The organism is Parahaliea aestuarii, from assembly GCF_008064635.1.
GTDB lineage: Bacteria > Pseudomonadota > Gammaproteobacteria > Pseudomonadales > Halieaceae > Parahaliea > Parahaliea aestuarii.
Genome location: NZ_VRYZ01000002.1, coordinates 221395 through 240105 on the forward strand (window position 1 = coordinate 221395; position 18711 = coordinate 240105).

Consider the following 18711-nt stretch of genomic DNA (forward strand, 5'->3'; position numbering starts at 1 on the left):
GGTGAAGGTCTGCCACTGATAAGGATAAAAATATGCGCAAAATCGAGCTCGCGGACGCCGGCTTTCTCTACATGGAAAAACGCCAGACCCCGATGCATGTCGGCGGCCTGCACCTGTTTACCCTGCCCGACGGCGCCGACGGCCCCGAATTCCTCAGCGAGCTGATGGAAGTACTGCGTACCCATGAGCCCTACCGCAAACCCTTCGGCGAGTACGTACGCCAGGGCAGGGCCGGCGCCATCGGCCCGCTGTACTGGGAGAAGGACCGCAATTTCGACATCGACTATCACGTGCGCCACTCTGCCCTGCCCCGCCCCGGCCGCTTTCGCGAGCTGTTTGTGCTGGTTTCCCGCCTGCACAGTATGCTGCTGGATCGCAACCGGCCGCTGTGGGAGATGTACCTGATCGAAGGTTTGCAGAACCGCCAGTTCGCGCTTTACATGAAGATGCACCATGCCGCCACCGACGGCGCCGGCGCCATGCACATGATTAACGCCATGTATTCCAAGCGCCAGTCGGCGCGCACCCGGCGCTCGCCCCTGTCACTGGCTGCCTACGAGGAGTACAAGGCGCAACGCCGTATTGCCAGGCAGTCGAAGGTGCTGCCAAAGGAAGCGGAACTGCGCAATGTCACCGAGATCCTGCGCGATCAGTTTGACACCACTGCCAACCTGATGGGCGCCTTTCGCCGCTTTGGCAGCGCTTTCATCGGCCGCGGTGACGGCCTGGCGGTACCCTGGTACCAGATTCCCCACACCTCCCTGAACACCACGGTGACGGGCTCGCGCCGCTTTGTTGCACAGAGCTGGGATTTTGATCGCATACGCGCCGTGTGCAAGGCTGCGGAAGGCACCGTGAACGACATCGTGCTGGCCATGTGCGGCGGCGCCCTGCGCCGCTACCTGCTGGCCCAGGATGAACTGCCCCGCCACTCCCTGAAGGCGATGACGCCGGTGTCCCTGCGGGAAGAGAACGACCTCGACTCCTCCAATGCCATCGGCTTCATGGTGGCCGACCTCGCCACCCACATCGACGACCCGGAACAGCGCCTGCGACGCACCCAGGACTCCATGCGCGCCGGCAAGGCCCTGCTACACAGCCTGTCGCGACGTGAGGCCATGCTGTTCATGCAGATAACCCAGGTACCCGCCCTGCTGGCCTCGGTGGTGGGGCTGGCCACCCGCTTCCCCGCCTTCAGCACCGTTATTTCCAATGTACCGGGGCCACAGGAACAACTGTACTGGAACGGCGCCCGGGTCGACGGCATGTACCCGGCCTCCATTGTGTTCGACGGATTCGCCATGAACATCACACTGGTGAGCTACAACAGGCAGCTCCACTTCGGTATTGTCGCCTGCCGCCGCTCCCTGCCCCAGGTGCAGCGCCTGATCGACTATCTCGAAGAGGCCCTGCAGGAGCTGGAAGTCATGGTGGGAATCAATCCGCCTGGAACGAAAAAGGCGGCCCCCAGGCCGCGCCGGCGCACGGCGCGCAAATCAGCAGCGGCGGCCGACACTGCGAAAAAACGCAGTAAAGCAAAGGTTGCCGGAAGCAAGAAAGCGACCAGGCCTCGCGCCAAACGTCCGGTTGCCGAGAGCTGAGACGCCCTACAGGCGTTCGGCAGAGAAGGTATCACAGGCCCCGATATCGCCGCGCTCAAAGCCGGTGCGGAACCAGCGCACCCGCTGCTCCGAGGTGCCGTGGGTAAAGCTGTCCGGTACCACCCGCTGGCCGGCTTCGCGCTGCAGGCGATCGTCGCCGATGGCGGTTGCCGCGCGCAGAGCCTCTTCCAGATCGCCCACCTCCAGCAGGTTGCGCTCGGTACTGGCGGCGTGACCCCACATGCCGGCAAAACAGTCAGCCTGTAGTTCCTGGCGCACCGACAGGGCGTTCACTTCCGCCTTGCTGCGACCGCGACCGGCGGCCTGTACTTGCTGGCTGATGCCGAGCAAGGTCTGTACGTGGTGACCCACTTCATGGGCAACAACATAGGCCTGGGCAAAATCCCCGGGCGCGCCGTGGCGGGCCTTCAGGTCGTGAAAGAACGACAGGTCGATGTAGAGCTGCTGGTCGCCGGGGCAGTAAAACGGCCCCACCGCAGCGGTGGCCATGCCGCAGGCGGAACTGACCCGGCCGGAGAACAGCACCAGGGTCGGCTCGCGGTAGTCCCGCGACATCTGCCGGAAGTAGTCGTGCCAGGTCTGCTCGGTATCCGCCAGCACTACCGAGGTGAAGTCCGCCAGCTCCTGTTCCTGCTGGCTGAAGGACGCGGGGGACTGGCTACTGGTAGCGACACCGCCACCCAGGAACAGCGACAGCACATCGATCCCCAGCATTCGCCCGCCCACCACCACCACGATCCCCACAATGAGTATGGTGCGCCCGACCTTGCTGCGAATCAGGGCCGGTAGAAAACGCAGCAGAACCGGCGCCGCTGAGGCGGCGCTGCTGTAGGAGGGTGTTTCGCCCCGCCGGTCTTCCACATTGCTGCTGCGCCGGCCGTCTTTCCATCGCATGCTGCTATCTCCGCACCGTGGCTACTGCTGTTGGTTGTGGCTATTGATTGAGGCTTTTGCTCTTAATTCACCTTAGCAGGAGCTTTGCCGCTGGCAAGGCCACCGCAAGCTGCCTATCATGGCCCGATGATCGTTGTGGATCGACTTCCCGGGGCAGGCAGGACAGAGCGACATGGAAAACGGTATTCTCATCGGCGGCAACGCTAGCGGCAAGGTTTATCTCGATCCGCGCTACGCCAATCGTCACGGCCTGGTAGCCGGGGCCACCGGTACCGGCAAGACGGTCACCCTGCAATGCCTGGCGGAGGGTTTCTCCGACATCGGCGTACCGGTATTCCTGGCCGACGTAAAAGGCGACATTTCCGGTATGTGCCAGCCCGGCAAGCCCCACCCCAAGGTGGACGAACGGGTGCAGAGCATCGGTATCGACAACTATCAGCAGCGCGCCTTCCCGGTGGCCTTCTGGGATCTGTTTGGCAAAAAAGGCACGCCAGTGCGCGCCACCGTGTCGGAAATGGGGCCGCAATTACTGTCGCGCCTGCTGGACCTAAACGAAACCCAGGAAGGGGTGATGACCCTGGTGTTCGAGTTTGCCGACCGTGAGGGCATGCTGCTGCTGAACCTCGCAGACCTGCGCTCCACGCTCCAGTACCTGGCCGACAATCGCCAGGCACTGGGTAGCAATTACGCGGTCCCGGTCGCTTCGGTCAACGCCATTTTGCGCAGGCTGCTGGTATTGGAACGCGAGGGCGCCGGGAATTTTTTTAATGAGCCGGCACTGCAACTATCGGACTTCATGCAGACCACCCGCGACGGTCGCGGGGTGATCAACCTGCTGGCGGCGGATACCCTGATCAACAGCCCGCGGGTCTACTCCACCTTCCTGTTGTGGCTGCTTTCAGAACTGTTTGAAAACCTGCCGGAGCTGGGTGACCCTGAGAAACCCGTGCTGGTTTTCTTCTTCGACGAGGCCCACCTGCTGTTTCGCGATGCCCCCAAAGCCCTGCTGGAAAAAGTCGAGCAGGTGGTGCGGCTGATCCGTTCCAAGGGCGTCGGCGTGTATTTCGTCACCCAGAGCCCGGCCGACATTCCCGACACCGTGCTGGCCCAGCTCGGCAACCGGGTGCAGCACGCCCTGCGCGCCTACACCCCCGCCGAACGCAAGGCGGTGCGGGTAGCCGCCCAGTCCTTTCGCGAAAACCCGGCCCTGGATACGGTGACCGCCATCAGCGAACTCGGTGTGGGGGAAGCCCTGGTCTCCACCCTCAGGGACAGGGGCATCCCCAGCCAGGTGGAACGGGTACTGGTGCGGCCGCCCTGCTCGCGCATGGGCAAGGCCAGCATGGCGGAGCGCCAGGCCGTGCTGGATCACGACCCCAACCAGCAGCGCTACCGCGATGCTGTCGACCCGCGCTCTGCCCACGAGATTCTCACCGAGCGAACCGCCGCGGCGCTGCAACAGACCGAGGAAGCAGAGTTGAAAAAACGGGCGAAAAAAGCGGGTTCCAGCCCATCGTCCCGGCGCCAGAGTACCGGCGAGGCCTTCTTCAAGAGCCTCGCCCGGGCCGCGGGCAGCAGCCTCGGCCGCCAGCTATTTCGAGGCCTGCTGGGATCGTTGCTGAAAAAATAAAAAGGCCGTGGCTCAGTGCGCGCCGTCACCACGCACTTTTTGCACGGCGCCCACCATTGCCAGCGTGAGCGCCCCGGCCACCACGCCGAACAGCGCAGACAGCAGCGTGGAACCGGCAAAATGGATGACAGGCCCCAGCGCGGCAATGTCGCTACCGGCCGCCACCAGATGTTCGATAACTTCCGCAACCGGGTGCAGGCCATGCACCAGAATGCCGCCGCCAACCATGAACATGGCCAGGGTGCCAACAATGCCGAGGGCCTTCATCAGCCAGGGGGCAAAGGACAGCAGGAAACGGCCCAGCCAGCGGAGAAAGGCCCTGGCCGGACCCTGCCCCTCGCGCTGGCTGAGGTAGAGACCGGCATCGTCCATCTTGATAATGCCTGCCACCAGGCCGTAAACCCCCACCGTCATCACCAGGGCGATGGTGCAAACCACCAGTACCTGGGTGCTGAACACCGCGTCCGCCACCGTACCGAGGGTGATCACGATAATCTCCGCGGACAGGATGAAGTCGGTGCGGATGGCACCGTTGATCTTGGCCTTCTCTTCCACCACCAGGTCGCGGGCCGGGTCAGCCGCCTTTTCCAGCAACGCCTTGTGACGGGACTCGTCTTCGGCCCTGGAATGCAGCAGCGGGTGGGCGAGTTTTTCAAAGCCCTCGTAACACAGGAACAGGCCGCCCAGCATCAGCAGTGGCGTAATCAACCAGGGCGCGACTACGGAAATCAACAGCGCGGCGGGAACCAGAATGCACTTGTTGCGGAAGGAGCCTTTCGCCACCGCCCACACCACCGGCAGCTCGCGATCGGCCTTGACCCCCGAAACCTGCTCGGCGTTGACCGCCAGATCGTCCCCGAGGACCCCGGCTGTTTTCTTCGCCGCCACCTTGGACAGCACCGAGACATCGTCGAGGATCGTCGCGATGTCATCGATCAATACCAGCAGACTGCTACCGGCCACAGCTCACCTCGTATTTCCGCTCACACATATCAGGTTCGCCTCCAGGCGATGAATGTGAACGCGAGTGTACCCCAGTCGCGAAACGGTACAAGGCCGACCCGCTTCAATCCTGATGGCGTCGGCGCTTGGCGGGGGTGCGGATATCGGTGCGGGGATAGCGCGGCAGTTTGCCGGTGGCCAGGTAGCGGTGAATGCTCTCCTGGGAGCGGACCTGGGCGGACTTCTTGCGCCCCTTCACCATGGTGTTGCTCTGGTCCGCGTCGATGATGCGCGCCTTCACATTGTCGTGCCACTGCTGGTCCAGCACGTCCTGGATGATCTCCTGGGCATCGCTGTCATACACCGGGCACAGCACTTCCACCCGGTAGTCGATGTTGCGCGTCATCAGGTCTGCCGAGCCGATCAGGTAGCGCGGCTTGCCGCGGTTGAAAAACACATAGGCCCGCGGGTGCTCCAGGTAGCGGTCGACGATACTGATGGCGCTGATGTTGTCGGAAATGCCCGGGATACCGGGGCGCAGGGAACACATGCCGCGCACCAGCAGGCGAATTTCCACACCGGCTTCGGAGGCCTCGTAGAGCTTTTCCACCAGCGCGTTGTCCACCAGGTTATTGCACTTGAGGATCATCAGCGCCCGGTAACCATTGCGGGCATTGGCGATCTCCTGGTCGATCAGGGCATCGATACCGCTGCGGGTGGTGTGCGGCGATACCAGCAGGTGCCGGTACTCAGGCCGCTTGTAGTTGTACTGCAGAAAATCAAACACGTTGTAGATGTCGCGGCCGATCTCCTGATCGTAGGTCAGCAATGTAAAGTCGGTGTACAGACGCGCGGTCTTCTCGTTGAAGTTGCCGGTGCCGATATGCGAGTAAAAGCGGGCGCCCGCGCTCTCCTTGCGCTCGATCAGCAAGAGTTTGCTGTGCACCTTGAGCCCGGGTACGCCGAACATCACGTCGATGCCGTTCTCCGTCAGCCGTTCCGCCCAGCTGATGTTCGCCGCCTCGTCAAAGCGCGCCGCCAGTTCCACCACGGCGAGCACGCGCTTGCCGTTCTGCACGGCATTGACCAGTGCATCGATCACGCGCGAGATACGCGCCACCCGGTACAGGCAGATCTTGATGCTGGTGACCTCGGGGTCCAGTGCCGCTGTTTTCAGCAAGTCGACGATGTAGTCGAAGGGATGATAGGGGTAATTGAGGAATACGTCCTTCTCGCGAATGCTGTCGAACAGGCTGCCCGGCTCATCCAGGCGGGGGATGCGAACCGGTGGCTGGGGCTTGAATTCCAGGTACCTGGGGCCGACGTTGGGGAAGGCCATGAAGTCCTTGGAGTTGTGATAGCGGCCGCCGGGAATCAGGCTGTCGTACTTGCCAAAGCCGAAACGCGAACTGAGGTACTCCAGCAGGCGCGGCGGCATTTTGGCGTCGTAGACAAAGCGCACCGCGTCCGCCTTGCGCCGCTGCTTCAGACTGCTGGCCATCTTCTCGATCAGGCTCTCGGTGATGTCCGGATCGATTTCCAGCTCCGCATCGCGAGAAAATTTAAAGCAGTAGGCCGAGGCTTCATCGACCGGGAATACTCCGCGGAACATCTGCGGGAGGCAGGCGCGGATGACATTGTCCAGGGCGATGAACACCTTGCCCTGCTTGCCCTTGTGCCGGGGGATCTCCACAAAACGGTCCAGGCGATCCGTCGGCACCTCCACTACCGCGTAGTTGTACGATTCCCCGGAGCGGATATCCATGGCCAGGTAAATGGACTCGTCGTTGAGGGTGGGAATGGGCTGTTCCGGCCGCAGCAGGATAGGCTCCAGTTCCGGCAGTACGGTCTGGGTGAAGTAGTCCTGTACAAAGGCCGCCTGGCCGGGATCCAGCTGGCGTTCGTTGACCATGTAGATGCGCCGCTTGCGCAGATCCTTGAGCACGCCGGTGTAGACCCGCTCGAACTCCTTCTGCTGCTCGACGACCCGGGTCTGAATGGCGGCCAGCAAATCCTTGGCCTGCTGGTGGGGCTTGCCGGTGGTCACCGAAATCAGGCGCCGCACTTCCGCCACCCGCACGCGGAAAAACTCATCCATGTTGTTGGAGAAGATGCCCAGGTAGCGCAGCCGCTGGATCACCGGCACCGTGGTGTCCGCCGCTTCCTGGAGTACGCGACCGTTGAACTGCAGCCAGCTCATCTCACGCGGGATAAACAGCTCCTGGTGGGATTCCGCGAGACGCAACTTGATCGGGCTGGGCATACCGCTCCTTACCACTGTGACAGACGTATGCGGAACGGACTGCTCCGCCTGGCGAAACATTGTGTGGCAAGAGTATGACAGTTTTGTTACGGACAAAAAAAGCCCGGCAAATAGCCGGGCAAAGGTAGGGTTCGATACCTACAGGGGATTCATTGGTTGGCGGCTGCCAGCTCGAGATGGCCGAGCAGCGTGGTGAACTCAGCGGCGATGCCGTCCATGCGCCGGTGCAAGTCGCTGCCATCGGAGCCGGCCCGAAGCGCCTTGCGGCCCTCTTCCACCAGCGCCACCAGGGTAATCAGTTCAAACTCGTCGAACTGCAGGGTCACCAGCGGTGAGTGGCGCTGCAGGCAATGTTCCAGTGCAATCGTCTTCATCGCGCTACATCCAGTTCAGTGTGAGGGGAAAAAAGGGCCCGGTTGGTCAGAGACATGGCCGGGCCAAGGTAGGGAACTCTCCCTCATGGGATTCTGTTTGAGGTCGCTCAAGCCGCGGCCTGTTCGAACACTTCGGGGTAGGCCTGGCGCACCGCAGTAAAGCTGTAATCTTCCATTCCCAGTTCTTGCAATACCGCTTGCAGGTCGTCACTGGTTCTGGAGCCGAGGCGTTTCTGCACTGCTTCCACCGGGCCGTAGCGATTGGCCATCTGCCAGGTACCGGTGGCACGGGTACGCTTGCCCTTGCTGTAACTCAGCGCCTCTTCGTAGGCGTAGATGGCGCGCACCGCCGCAAACTCGATGTCACTTGCCGTGTCGTGTCCCTCGGCGCGCAAATCCACCGCTCGCCGGTAGGCCTGCCTGGCCAGTTCCGGGTGCCCCTGACGCTCAGCGTTGCGGGCAAAAACGTAGCATTTGTCGGGCTCGCTGATGCGAAGTACCAGATCGTGCATGTGCCTTCTCCTACCGTTCTGTCTGCGAGGTTCAAACCTCGTTCATTGACCACGGTGCACAGAGTACGCCGCCGGCGGAAGACACCACATGGCAGCTGGCGACAACAGCATGACCATTTGCGACAGTGTCAACATTGATGATTGGAAAGCGTAGAAAGGTGTCGAGAAGACTCTCGCAAGCAGTTGGCCAGAAAGAAAAAAGCCCGCAAATCGGGAAGAGATGGCGGGCTAAGACAGCCGTATGTTTCGGGGCGGAAACATCGGCCAGGGGACGTGTAGCATGCAACGGGGTGTCACATGCTTATTTCAAAATAGCCCCCTTCTGGCAAATGGCAAGTTGTGGTGCGAAAAAACCGGGCGCTGCCGCGATTCGGGGCGGGACTCAGGGTTTGATGGCCAGCACGTCAGTGCGCAACAGTTCCAGCACAGACTCCGCGGTATTGCCCAGCAGGCGCGCCTTCACCCCGCGTCGGCCCACCGTCCCCATCACCACCAGCTGCGCCCGCACCCGGGCCGCTTCACTGGTGATCACCTTGGCAACCGGGCCCCGCTTGATCACAAAGTCGCTGCGCGAGAGACCAAATTCGGCCGCCAGCGAATTGATTTCAGGCGCCATGGACTGCTTTAATTCCTTCGCATAGGTAGCGGGCTCCAGCATATCCAGTTCTGCCAGCAGCCGCGGTACTTCGACCGCGCAAATCAGCTTGAGCCCGGCGTCCAGGGCGCCGGCCACGGCGCTCGCCTGCTCTATGACCTGGCGGTTGAGCCGCAGTTTGTCTTTGCTGCGGGTGCCGAGATCGATTGCGGCCAGCACTGGTTCGGTCTGCCCCCATTTTTCCTCGGCGACAATCAGTACCGGCGCCGGGCACTCGCGCAGCAGCTGCCAGTCACTGGGTGTGTGGGTAAGGCTCTCGGTGCGCCTGCCGGACTTGACCACCATGCGGTACTTGCCGCCGGCCACACGCCGCTTCACCCAGGACACGAGATCCTTTTCCCAGATGATTTTCAGGCTGACCTTTATCCCGTCAGATCGCAGCTTGGCGAGCCGCTCTTCCATTTCCCGCTCGCGCTCGTTCAGCAGGCGCTGCTTGCACTCGGCGCGCTCGGCTGCACTCAGTTCGAGTGCTTTCAGGGAGGTCCAGACAAAGGCCACAACCTCTACCTTGCAGCCGAGGCGCCGGGCCAGCTCCAGCCCCCGCGTTGTGGCAGCACAGCGTTTGCGGTTGTCGGCGACGATCAGAATTTTTGTCATGGTGTTCTCTCTAGCCCTGTTTTAGTCCCGCCGGATTATAGTGACCCGAAGGGCTGCCTGAACAGGGCCAGGCCGGGATTCGCTGTCAGCGGCCAGGTGCCGCCGGTGTGCGATAGATCTGCCGGCACTGGGCGCACACCCGCTCATGGTGCCAGCTGCGGTAATCCGCCATGGTCACCAGCAGGTCCAGCAGCAATGCCAGTCCCAGTAGCGCCGCAAAGGCGCCCAGTATACGCAGGGCCGGGATGGCATCGCCAACCCACAGCAACAGCGCCGGGACCGCCATCCCCGCCAGACACAGGCCGAGCAGGAAAAACAGGGAGCGCGGCGGACAACTGCGACGCGCCTTGAGACCGTACCACTCGAACAGCGGAGGCAGGTCCCGTTCCCGCATCAGGGCGAGAAACAGGGTGCGACGCGAAGCAGTGGCGCGGGAGGCGCAGTAGGGGCAGCGAAGCTCGGGCATGGCGCAGGACTGATTGCGGGGGACTGGCGCACTCTAGTGTCCCCGAAGGCCTTTGGGCATGGCCGGCAGCGCCAGCTGCATTGCCGCCGGCGCCGGTTTCAGCGGTTGCTCTGCTCGCGGTAGTCGGCCGGCGCCTGGCCGGTCCAGCGCTTGAAAGCGCGGGAAAAGGTGCTGGGCTCGGAAAACCCCAGCAGGTAGGCAGTCTCCACCACCGAACGCCCGGGGCTGCGCAGGTACTTGCGCGCCAGTTGCAGGCGCGTGTCTTGCAACAGGTCCATGAAACTGGTGCCCTCCTCTTTCAGTTTGCGCTGCAGCGTGCGATTGCTCAGATGCATGGCATCGGCGATCTGGCGCTGGCTGGGGGGGCCATCGGGCAGCCGCTCGATGATCCGGCCCACCACATCGCGGCTGGTACTGTGGGACAGGAAACCGTCCAGGTAGGCCTGGCTGTGCTCGTCGTTGACCCGGGCCAGATTCGGGTCCCCGGTGACCAGGGGTTCCTCGATGTCGGAGCGGGACCAGCACAGGCAATTCTCCGGCCCGGAAAAACGCACCGGCGCTGCGAACTGGTATTCCCAGCGGTAACTGTCCGCGGGGGACGGCCGGGTCATCTCCACCGACACCGGTGCCAGGTACTCGCCCACGGTCAGCCGGCACATACGCACGATTACCGCCAGGCCGAAATCCACGGCGCAGGGCACCATATCCCCCAGCCCCTCGGCGTGATGACTGTAGACCCGAACCAACTCGTCATCCTCCTCCAGGCGCAGTTCCGAACCAGTGGTGAGAAGCTGGCTGAAGCGGATCATGCGGCGCAGGCCGTCGTAGATGGTATCGCTGGCGAGCCAGGCCAGCCCGAGGCTGCGCAGCACCTGCGGCCGCAGTTGCAGGGCAGCGAACAGGCCGAAACTCTCGTCCCCGGTGACCGCCACCCCGCGCTGCAGCAATTGCTGCCACTGCACCTCCGGTACCCGCCATTCCGGGTTGGCGACCTGCGCCGGATCGAGCCCGATACTGGCCATCACCTCCAGCGGGTCTTCCCCGCGCAGGCGCAAGGCCGTGGCCACCGGCAGAATGAATGCGCCCATTACCGAGGCGTCTTGCTGGGAGTCCCCTGTCATGTCGCGATCCGCGCTTTCTGTCTGTCCACCAGATACCAATGCCCTGCCAGACTATAGCACCCGACGGCCCTCCGGCAGCGCCGGGTCAGGTATAAAACCAGTAGGCCACGGCGATCGCCGCGCCGATGCCGGCCGCGTCCGCCGCCAGGCCGCAGGCCAGGGCGTGGCGGGCGTGGCGAATACCCACGGAGCCAAAGTACACCGCGAGCACATAGAAGGTGGTCTCGGTAGAGGCCTGCATGGTCGCCGCCAGCCGCGCCTGAAAGGAGTCGACACCAAAGGTATTCATGGTGTCGATCATCATGGCGCGGGCCCCCGAACCGGACAGGGGCTTCATCAGCGCGGTGGGCATGGCATCCACCCAGCGGGTGTCCCAACCCATCAGTGCCACGCCCTGGCGCAGGGCGTCCATCAGCAGGTCGAGGGCACCGCTGGCGCGAAAGCAGCCGATGGCGACCAGCATCGCCAGCAGGTAGGGAATAATCCCGATGGCGGTCTCAAAACCCTGTTTGGCGCCCTCGATAAAGGTCTCGTAGACGTTCACCGACTTGCGGTGGGCCGCCAGCAGGAACAGCATGATCAGGCTGAATATCAGGAAATTGCTGAGCAGGCTGGACTGTCGCTGCAACTCATCGGCGCCCAGGGTAGCGAGCCAGGCGATCAGGGCCAGCAGGCAGGCAAAGGCGAGCCCGAGACTGCCCAGCACCACCGAGTCGCGCAGGTCCAGCTTCTGCACCCAGGCGGTCACCAGCAGGCCGGCCAGGGTTGAACAGGACGTCGCTATCAGGATGGGCAGGAACACCGCTGCAGGATCCTCAGCCCCCATCTGCGCGCGGTACAGAAGCACCGTCACGGGGAACAGGGTCACCGAGGAGGTATTCAGTACCAGAAACAGCGCCTGTGCGTTGGTGGCCACGGTCGGTGTCGGATTGAGGCTCTGCAGGTCTTTCATCGCCTTGATGCCGAGGGGCGTGGCGGCATTGTCCAGCCCCAGTACATTGGCGGAGAGATTGAGCGTCATGGAGGAAATGGCCGGGTGCCCCGGCGGCACCTCGGGCATCAGGCGCCGGAACAGGGGCGAGAGCAGGCGCGCCAGTTTGTCCACCAGGCCACTGGCCTCCCCGAGTGACACCACCCCCAGCCACAGGGCCATCAGGCCGATCAGGCCGATGGCCAGCTCCACCGACAGGGTCGCCATATCGAACAGGCTCGACACCATGCGCTGGAAAACGTCGGAATCACCCTGCCCCAGCCACTGGTAGAGCGCGCTGGCAAAGGCCAGCAGGAAGAAGCCCAGCCAGATGCGGTGCAGCATCAGCCGCCCTGCCCGGCGATAAAACGGGCTACCCGCGCAGCGGTGTCCGCGGGGTGCTCCAGCGGAAACAGATGGCCCCCGGGGCAGGTCTCCAGCTGCGCCCCCGGTTGCAGGCGGCCCCAGCGCTGCAGGGCGGCAGCGCTCAGAATGTCGGATTCCTCCCCGCGCAAGCCCAGGGTGGGTAACTTCAGACGCAACAGGCGCGGCCATACCAGCGGTACCGAGGAGTACACCGCCGCCTCCCAGGCCGGCGACCAGGCCAACTCGATGCCATCCGCGCCCGGTCGGGTGCCGGCGTGCACATAATCCCACAGCGCCTCGTCGCTCATGCGGGCGAAGGGTCGCTTGCCGCGATGGAATGCAAACGCCGCCTGCCGGTCACTGAAACGGCTGGGTCGCAGCAGGGTTTTGCGCACCAGCGGAATGCGCCGCATAACCTTCTCCGGCGTCATCGCCATGGCCAGGGCCTGGCGCGAGGGCAGAAAGACCGGGTCCAGCAGGATCAGGCCGCGAAACAGCTGCGGTTTGCCGACCGCCGCCAGCATCGATACGACGGCGCCCAGGGAATGCCCCATCATCCACACTGGCTCACCGCCGCGTTGCTCCAGCGTCTGCGCCAGGTCGCGAGCAAACTGTCGCCAGTTGGCGCGGGCAGGCGCCGGTGTCGCTGCCGCCCCCTGCCACAGCGGGCTGTGGCGGTAGCCGATGACCTCACAGCGCGCGGTCAGCGGCTCCAGCAGCTGGCGGTAGGCGCCGGGCGGATAGCCATTGGCATGGGCGAATACCAGGGTGGAACCCCGGCCGCCAAAGGATTCCAGGCGGTCTTTCATCCGCGGGTTCACTCCTGATGCTGGGAAAGGGCCAAGCCTAAAGCAATGTCGGGTCGCGCAAAAGCTTGCCGCGCGACCGGCCAGAGAGTACTGTACATTTATCCAGCAAAGGCCATTCCAGCGCACTCACCCATGGCAGACCACAACCCGGCGCGACCGCAGCCCCACAAGGGGCGTGGCGCCCTCAGCAACCACAGCCCGCGCTACCTCGCCACCCACAGTGAGTGGGACGAAAACGAGGACGGCATCGCAGGTCCCAGCCCGGTCACCGAGTGCCGCGCGGTGCAGGCGCGCAGTGTTATCTCGCGCAACCAGTCACCGGACATTCCCTTCTACCAGTCGATCAACCCCTACCAGGGCTGCGAGCACGGTTGCATCTACTGTTACGCCCGCCCTACCCACGCCTACCTCGACCTGTCGCCGGGCCTGGATTTCGAGACCCGCCTGACCTACAAGGCCAATGCCGCTGAACAGCTGCGGCGGGAATTGGCCCGCCCCGGCTACCGCTGCAGCGCCATCACCCTGGGCGCCAATACCGACCCCTACCAGCCGGTGGAGAGGGAGCACCGCATCACCCGCCAGCTACTGGAAGTGTTGCGGGATTGCCGCCACCCGGTGGCCATTATTACCAAGGGCGCCCTGGTCACCCGCGATATCGATATTCTCCGTGAGATGGCCGCCGACGGCCTGGCCTCGGTGGCCATCAGCCTTACCACCCTCGACGACAGCCTCAAACGGCAGCTCGAGCCGCGCGCGCCTTCGGCACGGGCGCGACTGCGGGCCATGGCCGAGCTGCGCGCCGCGGGCGTTCCGGTGAGCGTCCTGTTTGCACCGGTGATCCCGGCCATCAACGACAGTGAAATGGAAACCCTGCTGCAGGCCGCACGGGAAGCCGGCGCCGACCGCGCCGCCTACATCCTGTTGCGCCTGCCGCTGGAAGTGCGCGACCTGTTCTTTGAATGGCTGCACCAGCACTACCCGCAGCGGGCCGGGCACGTGATCAGCCTGCTGCGCCAGTGCCGCGGCGGCACCGACTACGACAGCCGCTTTGGCCACCGCATGCGCGGCAGCGGGGTGTTCGCCGAACTGCTTTCCCAGCGCTTCCGCTTGTCCTGCAAAAAGCTGGGCCTTAACATGGGGGAGTCGCACGCCGAGCGCTGTGACCTGTTTACGCCTCCGCCGTCTGTGCCCTCCACCCGCAAAATTCGCGGCGGCAGTGACGCGCAGGGCGAATTATTCAGCTAAAGTCGTAACATCCGCGCCTTCCGCGGGCAGCGATTACAATGAACCCCTTTGGCGCAGGCTGACCCGGACAACAGGGCCGCGCCAGCACCAAACCTTCCCCAGATGGAGCCCCCGCATGAAAACACGCGCCGCTGTCGCCTTTAAGGCTGGCACCCCCCTGGAAGTTGTCGAGGTCGACCTGGAAGGCCCCCGCGCCGGCGAAGTACTGGTGGAAATCATGGCCACCGGTATCTGCCACACCGACGCGTTCACCCTCTCCGGTGACGATCCGGAGGGCGCCTTCCCCGCCATCCTCGGCCACGAGGGCGCCGGCATCGTGCGCGAAGTGGGGCCCGGGGTGAAATCGCTGAAGCCCGGCGATCACGTCATCCCGCTGTACACCCCTGAGTGCCGGGAGTGCAATTTCTGCCTGCACCCCAAGACCAACCTGTGCCAGTCCATCCGCGAAACCCAGGGCCAGGGCGTGATGCCCGACGGCAGCAGCCGATTCTCGCTGGATGGCAAACCGATTCTCCACTACATGGGCTGCTCCACCTTCTCCAACTTCACGGTGCTGCCCGAGATTGCGCTGGCCAAAGTGCGCGAGGACGCGCCCTTCGAGAAGATCTGCTACATCGGCTGCGGTGTCACCACCGGCATCGGCGCGGTGGTCTACAGCGCCAAGGTGGAACCGGGCAGCTCTGTCGTGGTATTCGGCCTCGGCGGTATCGGCCTGAACGTGATACAGGGTGCACGCATGGTCGGCGCCGGCAAGATCATCGGGGTGGACCTCAATCCCGGCAAGCGGGTCCTGGCCGAGAAGTTCGGCATGACCGACTTCGTCAACCCCAGCGAAGTGGGCAATGTGGTGGAAGCCATCCAGGACCTCACTGGCGGCGGCGCCGACTACAGCTTTGAGTGCATCGGCAACGTCAACGTCATGCGCCAGGCGCTGGAATGCTGCCACAAGGGCTGGGGCGAGTCCTACATCATCGGCGTGGCCGGCGCCGGCCAGGAAATCAGCACCCGCCCCTTCCAGCTGGTGACCGGCCGCTCCTGGAAGGGCGTAGCCTTTGGCGGCGCCCGCGGGCGCACCGACGTGCCCACCATCGTCGACTGGTACATGGACGGCAAGATCAACATCGACGACCTGATCACCCACACCCTGCCGCTGGACGAGATCAACCAGGGTTTCGACCTGATGCACAAGGGCGAGAGCATCCGTTCCGTCGTGCTGTACTGAACAAGGAATGACTGTGGAAACCATCGCCAGCCACCGCTGTTTCGAAGGCGAACAACTGCGCCTCAAACACCGCGCCGACAGCCTCGACTGCGACATGCACTTCTCCCTCTACCTGCCTCCCGCCGCACGCGGCGGCGATGTGCCCCTGCTGTACTGGCTGTCGGGGCTGACCTGCAGCGATGAAAACTTCGTGCAGAAGGCCGGCGCCCAGCGCTACGCCGCGGAGCACGGGGTGGCCATCGTCGCACCGGACACCAGCCCCCGCGGCGAGGGTGTGCCAGACGACCCCGAAGGTGCCTGGGATTTCGGCCTCGGCGCCGGCTTCTACGTCAACGCCACTGAAGCCCCCTGGGACCGCCACTACCGCATGTACGACTACCTCACCGAGGAACTGCCGGCTTTACTGGCGGAACAGTTCCCGGTGGATACCTCGCGCGCCGCCATCTTCGGCCACTCCATGGGCGGCCACGGCGCGCTGGTGATCGCCCTGCGCAACCCCGCCCGCTTCCAGTCAGTTTCTGCTTTTGCACCCATCGTGGCCCCGAGCCAGTGCCCCTGGGGCGAAAAGGCCCTGGGCAACTATCTCGGGCCGGACCGGGAAAACTGGAAAAACTACGACACCTGCGCCCTGATCGAGGCTGGCGCCCTGCAATTGCCCATGCTGGTGGATCAGGGCGAGGCGGACAATTTCCTCGAAGAGCAACTGAAAACCGCGCTGTTGGAGCAGGTGTGCAGTCGCACCGGCTACGAGGCCACCATTCGCCGCCAGCCCGGCTACGATCACAGCTACTTCTTTATCAGCAGTTTCATCGGCAGCCACATTGCCTTCCACGCCCGGGCCCTGGAACAGTCCCTGGCTGAAGACTGATCCGGGTGAACAGCTCCTCCACCTCCGGCCTGCGCCCGGCGGCCTTTCTGCTGCTGATGGTGCTGGTGGCGCTGAACCTGCGCCCGGCCCTGTCCTCCCTCTCGCCGCTGCTGACCCGCCTGCAACTGGACCTGCAACTGTCGCCCGCGGCGGTCGGCGCCCTGACCACAGTACCGGTGCTGTGCCTGGGTCTGTTCGCGCCACTGGCGCCGCGCCTGGCCCACCGCCTGGGGATTGAGCGCGCCCTGTCATTCGCCCTGCTGCTGCTCGGCGGCGCCCTGTTGCTGCGGGCCCAGCATCTGCTGCCAGCCCTGTTTGCCGGCACCATCCTGGCCGGCGCCGCGATAGGCATAGGTGGCACCCTGCTACCGGGCCTGGTTAAGCGGGAAATGCCCGAGCGCGCCGACCTGCTCACCGGGGTGTACACCATGGCCCTGTGCCTGGGCGGCGCCCTCGGCGCCGGTCTCAGTGTGCCCCTGGCCGGCTGGCTGGGGGGCTGGGTGCCGGCCATCGCCTTCTGGGCATTGCCGGCCTTTGTCGGCCTGCTTGCCTGGCGCCTGCTGATGCCCCACCCCTGGCCACAGCGGATTCCCGGCAGCCGGCGGGAAAAGCACCCGGGACTCGGACGCAATGCGCTGGCCTGGCAGGTCACCCTGCTGATGGGCAGCCAGTCCTCGATGGCCTATATCGTGTTCGGCTGGTTGCCGGTACTGCTGCAGCAGCGCGGTGTGAGCGAGGCCGATGCCGGCCTGATGCTGGGCTTTTCGGTGATGATGCAACTGGGATCAGCGCTGGCGGCACCCTGGCTGGGCCGACTCGGCCGCGACCAGCGTCCCGCCCTGCTGATATTGCTGCTGCTGACTGCCGCCGGTCTGGTGCTGGCCCTGCTGGGGCCGCAGCAGTGGACCTGGGGCGCCATGGTATTGCTCGGATTCGGCCAGGGCGGCACCTTCAGTCTCGCCCTCACCCTGCTGGTGCTGCGCAGCGCCACCCCGGGCATCGCGGGACAGCTGTCGGGCATGGCCCAGGGCCTGGGCTACTGCATCGCCGCCCTCGGCCCCTTTGCCGTAGGCCTGCTGCTGGACTGGCAGATCGGGCTCGGTGGCATTAGCGCCCTGCTGCTGGGCATCCTGCTGATTGCCGCGCTGTTCGCCGTCCTGGCAGGGAGGCGCCTGCAGTTGCAGGTAGACGAGAGCAGTGGCGAGATCGTCACCCGCCAGCAAACCGCCTGCCGCTAACGCAGGCCCCCGCACGGGGCCAGATAAGGCCGCTCTCAGGGCAGCCCCTTGAACCGCCGCGGTCGAGCCGTGCGCGGCAATGGCCTACAGTATCGCCTCACCACCGCCATACGCCCACAACTCACAGAAAAAGGGAGCCCCGCCCATGTCCGAACTGCAGGCCCTGCAAGCCGAAATTCGCGAACTGAAGGATCGCCAGGCGATCCTGGAACTGAAACACCGCTACCTCGACGCCTGCGATGCCAAACGCCCTGGGGAGGTGCTGGACTGCTTCGCCAGCGGCGACGTCGACATCGACTACGGTCACATCGGCCAGTTCCGGCGGCGGGAGGATTTTGTCGCGGTGTTCGAGGAACTGGGCTGCCACGACCACATCGTCGACCTCCACCACGCCCAGAACCCGGTCATTACCCTGACCGGCCCGGACAGTGCCGAGGCCAGGATCGGCCTGCACTTCCACAGCCTCAACACCCGCGACAAGACGGCTTTCCAGCTGGCCGGCCAGTACCGCGATGCCTATCGGCGCATTGACGGCGAGTGGCGTATCGTACGCAGCCACTTCAAACCGCACTGGGTGGAAATCCGCGATTTTTCCGGCGACGCCGATGTGGTGACCTACGCCGGCAACTGCATGCCGGGCTAAACCGCCCGCACGGCGAAGGTCAGTAGCACATCAGGCGCAGGCTCACGTCCAGCCACTGCCAGGCCAGCTGCCAGTGTTCGTGGGCCGGCAGGTAATGCAGTGCCCACATCGGCACATCGACCCGCACAGCAATTATTATCCCTACCTGCATTCCCCTCTCTCCCGGGGGAGCTCCCTCTCGTATTGTTATGGCCAGCGGGCGACGAGCCACCGGTGCCAGGCAAACTCCCGCCCTGCCCCGGTGGCGGAGCGGAAGTTGATTTATTACTGGTGG

Annotated in this window: 18 protein-coding genes; 7 read left to right on the forward strand and 11 right to left on the reverse strand. The window is 64.2% G+C overall.

Going from position 1 to position 18711, the window contains the following annotated elements; all coding sequences use genetic code 11:
• Positions 1 to 32: 32 nt before the first annotated feature.
• Positions 33 to 1601 (forward strand): WS/DGAT/MGAT family O-acyltransferase, encoded by a 1569-nt coding sequence (locus tag FVW59_RS05350; protein WP_148063204.1) that lies wholly within the window; start codon positions 33 to 35, stop codon positions 1599 to 1601.
• Positions 1602 to 1607: 6 nt separating this feature from the next.
• Here the strand turns inward: FVW59_RS05350 and ypfJ are convergent, their stop codons facing one another.
• Positions 1608 to 2516, reverse strand: coding sequence for a KPN_02809 family neutral zinc metallopeptidase (gene ypfJ / locus FVW59_RS05355; RefSeq protein WP_148063205.1), 909 nt, complete (start codon positions 2514 to 2516; stop codon positions 1608 to 1610).
• Positions 2517 to 2688: 172 nt separating this feature from the next.
• Between ypfJ and FVW59_RS05360 the strand changes: the two genes are divergently transcribed.
• Positions 2689 to 4146, forward strand: coding sequence for a helicase HerA-like domain-containing protein (locus FVW59_RS05360; protein ID WP_148063206.1), 1458 nt, complete (start codon positions 2689 to 2691; stop codon positions 4144 to 4146).
• Positions 4147 to 4158: 12 nt separating this feature from the next.
• Here FVW59_RS05360 and FVW59_RS05365 read toward each other — a convergent pair whose 3' ends face one another.
• The 9 genes from FVW59_RS05365 to FVW59_RS05405 all read right to left on the reverse strand — a co-directional run bounded on the left by FVW59_RS05365 (position 4159) and on the right by FVW59_RS05405 (position 13221).
• Positions 4159 to 5109, reverse strand: a complete 951-nt coding sequence (locus tag FVW59_RS05365; RefSeq protein ID WP_148063207.1) for a DUF808 domain-containing protein — start codon at positions 5107 to 5109, stop codon at positions 4159 to 4161.
• A gap of 103 nt (positions 5110 to 5212) precedes the next feature.
• Complete coding sequence (gene ppk1, locus FVW59_RS05370) at positions 5213 to 7351, reverse strand: polyphosphate kinase 1 (RefSeq protein WP_148063208.1); 2139 nt, start codon at positions 7349 to 7351, stop codon at positions 5213 to 5215.
• 149 nt (positions 7352 to 7500) lie between these two features.
• Complete coding sequence (locus FVW59_RS05375) at positions 7501 to 7725, reverse strand: hypothetical protein (protein ID WP_148063209.1); 225 nt, start codon at positions 7723 to 7725, stop codon at positions 7501 to 7503.
• 107 nt (positions 7726 to 7832) lie between these two features.
• Positions 7833 to 8237 (reverse strand): hypothetical protein, encoded by a 405-nt coding sequence (locus FVW59_RS05380; protein ID WP_148063210.1) that lies wholly within the window; start codon positions 8235 to 8237, stop codon positions 7833 to 7835.
• 382 nt (positions 8238 to 8619) lie between these two features.
• Positions 8620 to 9489 (reverse strand): universal stress protein, encoded by an 870-nt coding sequence (locus FVW59_RS05385; protein WP_148063211.1) that lies wholly within the window; start codon positions 9487 to 9489, stop codon positions 8620 to 8622.
• An 85-nt stretch (positions 9490 to 9574) separates the two neighbouring features.
• Positions 9575 to 9955, reverse strand: a complete 381-nt coding sequence (locus FVW59_RS05390; RefSeq protein ID WP_148063212.1) for a hypothetical protein — start codon at positions 9953 to 9955, stop codon at positions 9575 to 9577.
• A 98-nt stretch (positions 9956 to 10053) separates the two neighbouring features.
• Positions 10054 to 11076 carry an AraC family transcriptional regulator gene (locus tag FVW59_RS05395; protein WP_148063213.1) on the reverse strand — a complete coding sequence of 341 codons (1023 nt, stop codon included), beginning with the start codon at positions 11074 to 11076 and terminating at the stop codon, positions 10054 to 10056.
• Between the two features lie 85 nt (positions 11077 to 11161).
• The gene (locus FVW59_RS05400; RefSeq protein WP_148063214.1) at positions 11162 to 12391 is read right to left on the reverse strand and encodes a nucleoside recognition domain-containing protein; all 1230 of its coding nucleotides are present in this window, start codon (positions 12389 to 12391) and stop codon (positions 11162 to 11164) included.
• Positions 12391 to 13221: an alpha/beta fold hydrolase gene (locus tag FVW59_RS05405; RefSeq protein ID WP_148063215.1), complete on the reverse strand. Its 831-nt coding sequence runs from the start codon at positions 13219 to 13221 to the stop codon at positions 12391 to 12393. The genes FVW59_RS05400 and FVW59_RS05405 overlap by 1 nt, the downstream gene beginning before the upstream one ends.
• A gap of 132 nt (positions 13222 to 13353) precedes the next feature.
• On the opposite strand from FVW59_RS05405, the gene FVW59_RS05410 reads away from it, so the two are divergent.
• The 5 genes from FVW59_RS05410 to FVW59_RS05430 all read left to right on the forward strand — a co-directional run bounded on the left by FVW59_RS05410 (position 13354) and on the right by FVW59_RS05430 (position 18437).
• On the forward strand, positions 13354 to 14466 hold the full coding sequence (locus FVW59_RS05410; RefSeq protein WP_148063216.1) for a PA0069 family radical SAM protein: 1113 nt from the start codon (positions 13354 to 13356) through the stop codon (positions 14464 to 14466).
• A 115-nt stretch (positions 14467 to 14581) separates the two neighbouring features.
• Positions 14582 to 15688, forward strand: coding sequence for an S-(hydroxymethyl)glutathione dehydrogenase/class III alcohol dehydrogenase (locus FVW59_RS05415; protein ID WP_148063217.1), 1107 nt, complete (start codon positions 14582 to 14584; stop codon positions 15686 to 15688).
• Between the two features lie 7 nt (positions 15689 to 15695).
• Positions 15696 to 16556: an S-formylglutathione hydrolase gene (gene fghA, locus FVW59_RS05420; protein ID WP_148063218.1), complete on the forward strand. Its 861-nt coding sequence runs from the start codon at positions 15696 to 15698 to the stop codon at positions 16554 to 16556.
• Between the two features lie 5 nt (positions 16557 to 16561).
• On the forward strand, positions 16562 to 17794 hold the full coding sequence (locus tag FVW59_RS05425) for an MFS transporter (RefSeq protein WP_222711435.1): 1233 nt from the start codon (positions 16562 to 16564) through the stop codon (positions 17792 to 17794).
• Positions 17795 to 17939: 145 nt separating this feature from the next.
• Positions 17940 to 18437: a nuclear transport factor 2 family protein gene (locus FVW59_RS05430; RefSeq protein ID WP_187275774.1), complete on the forward strand. Its 498-nt coding sequence runs from the start codon at positions 17940 to 17942 to the stop codon at positions 18435 to 18437.
• Positions 18438 to 18456: 19 nt separating this feature from the next.
• On the opposite strand, the gene FVW59_RS19790 is transcribed toward FVW59_RS05430, so the two are convergent.
• Positions 18457 to 18588, reverse strand: a complete 132-nt coding sequence (locus tag FVW59_RS19790) for a hypothetical protein (RefSeq protein ID WP_281290172.1) — start codon at positions 18586 to 18588, stop codon at positions 18457 to 18459.
• Positions 18589 to 18711: the final 123 nt, after the last annotated feature.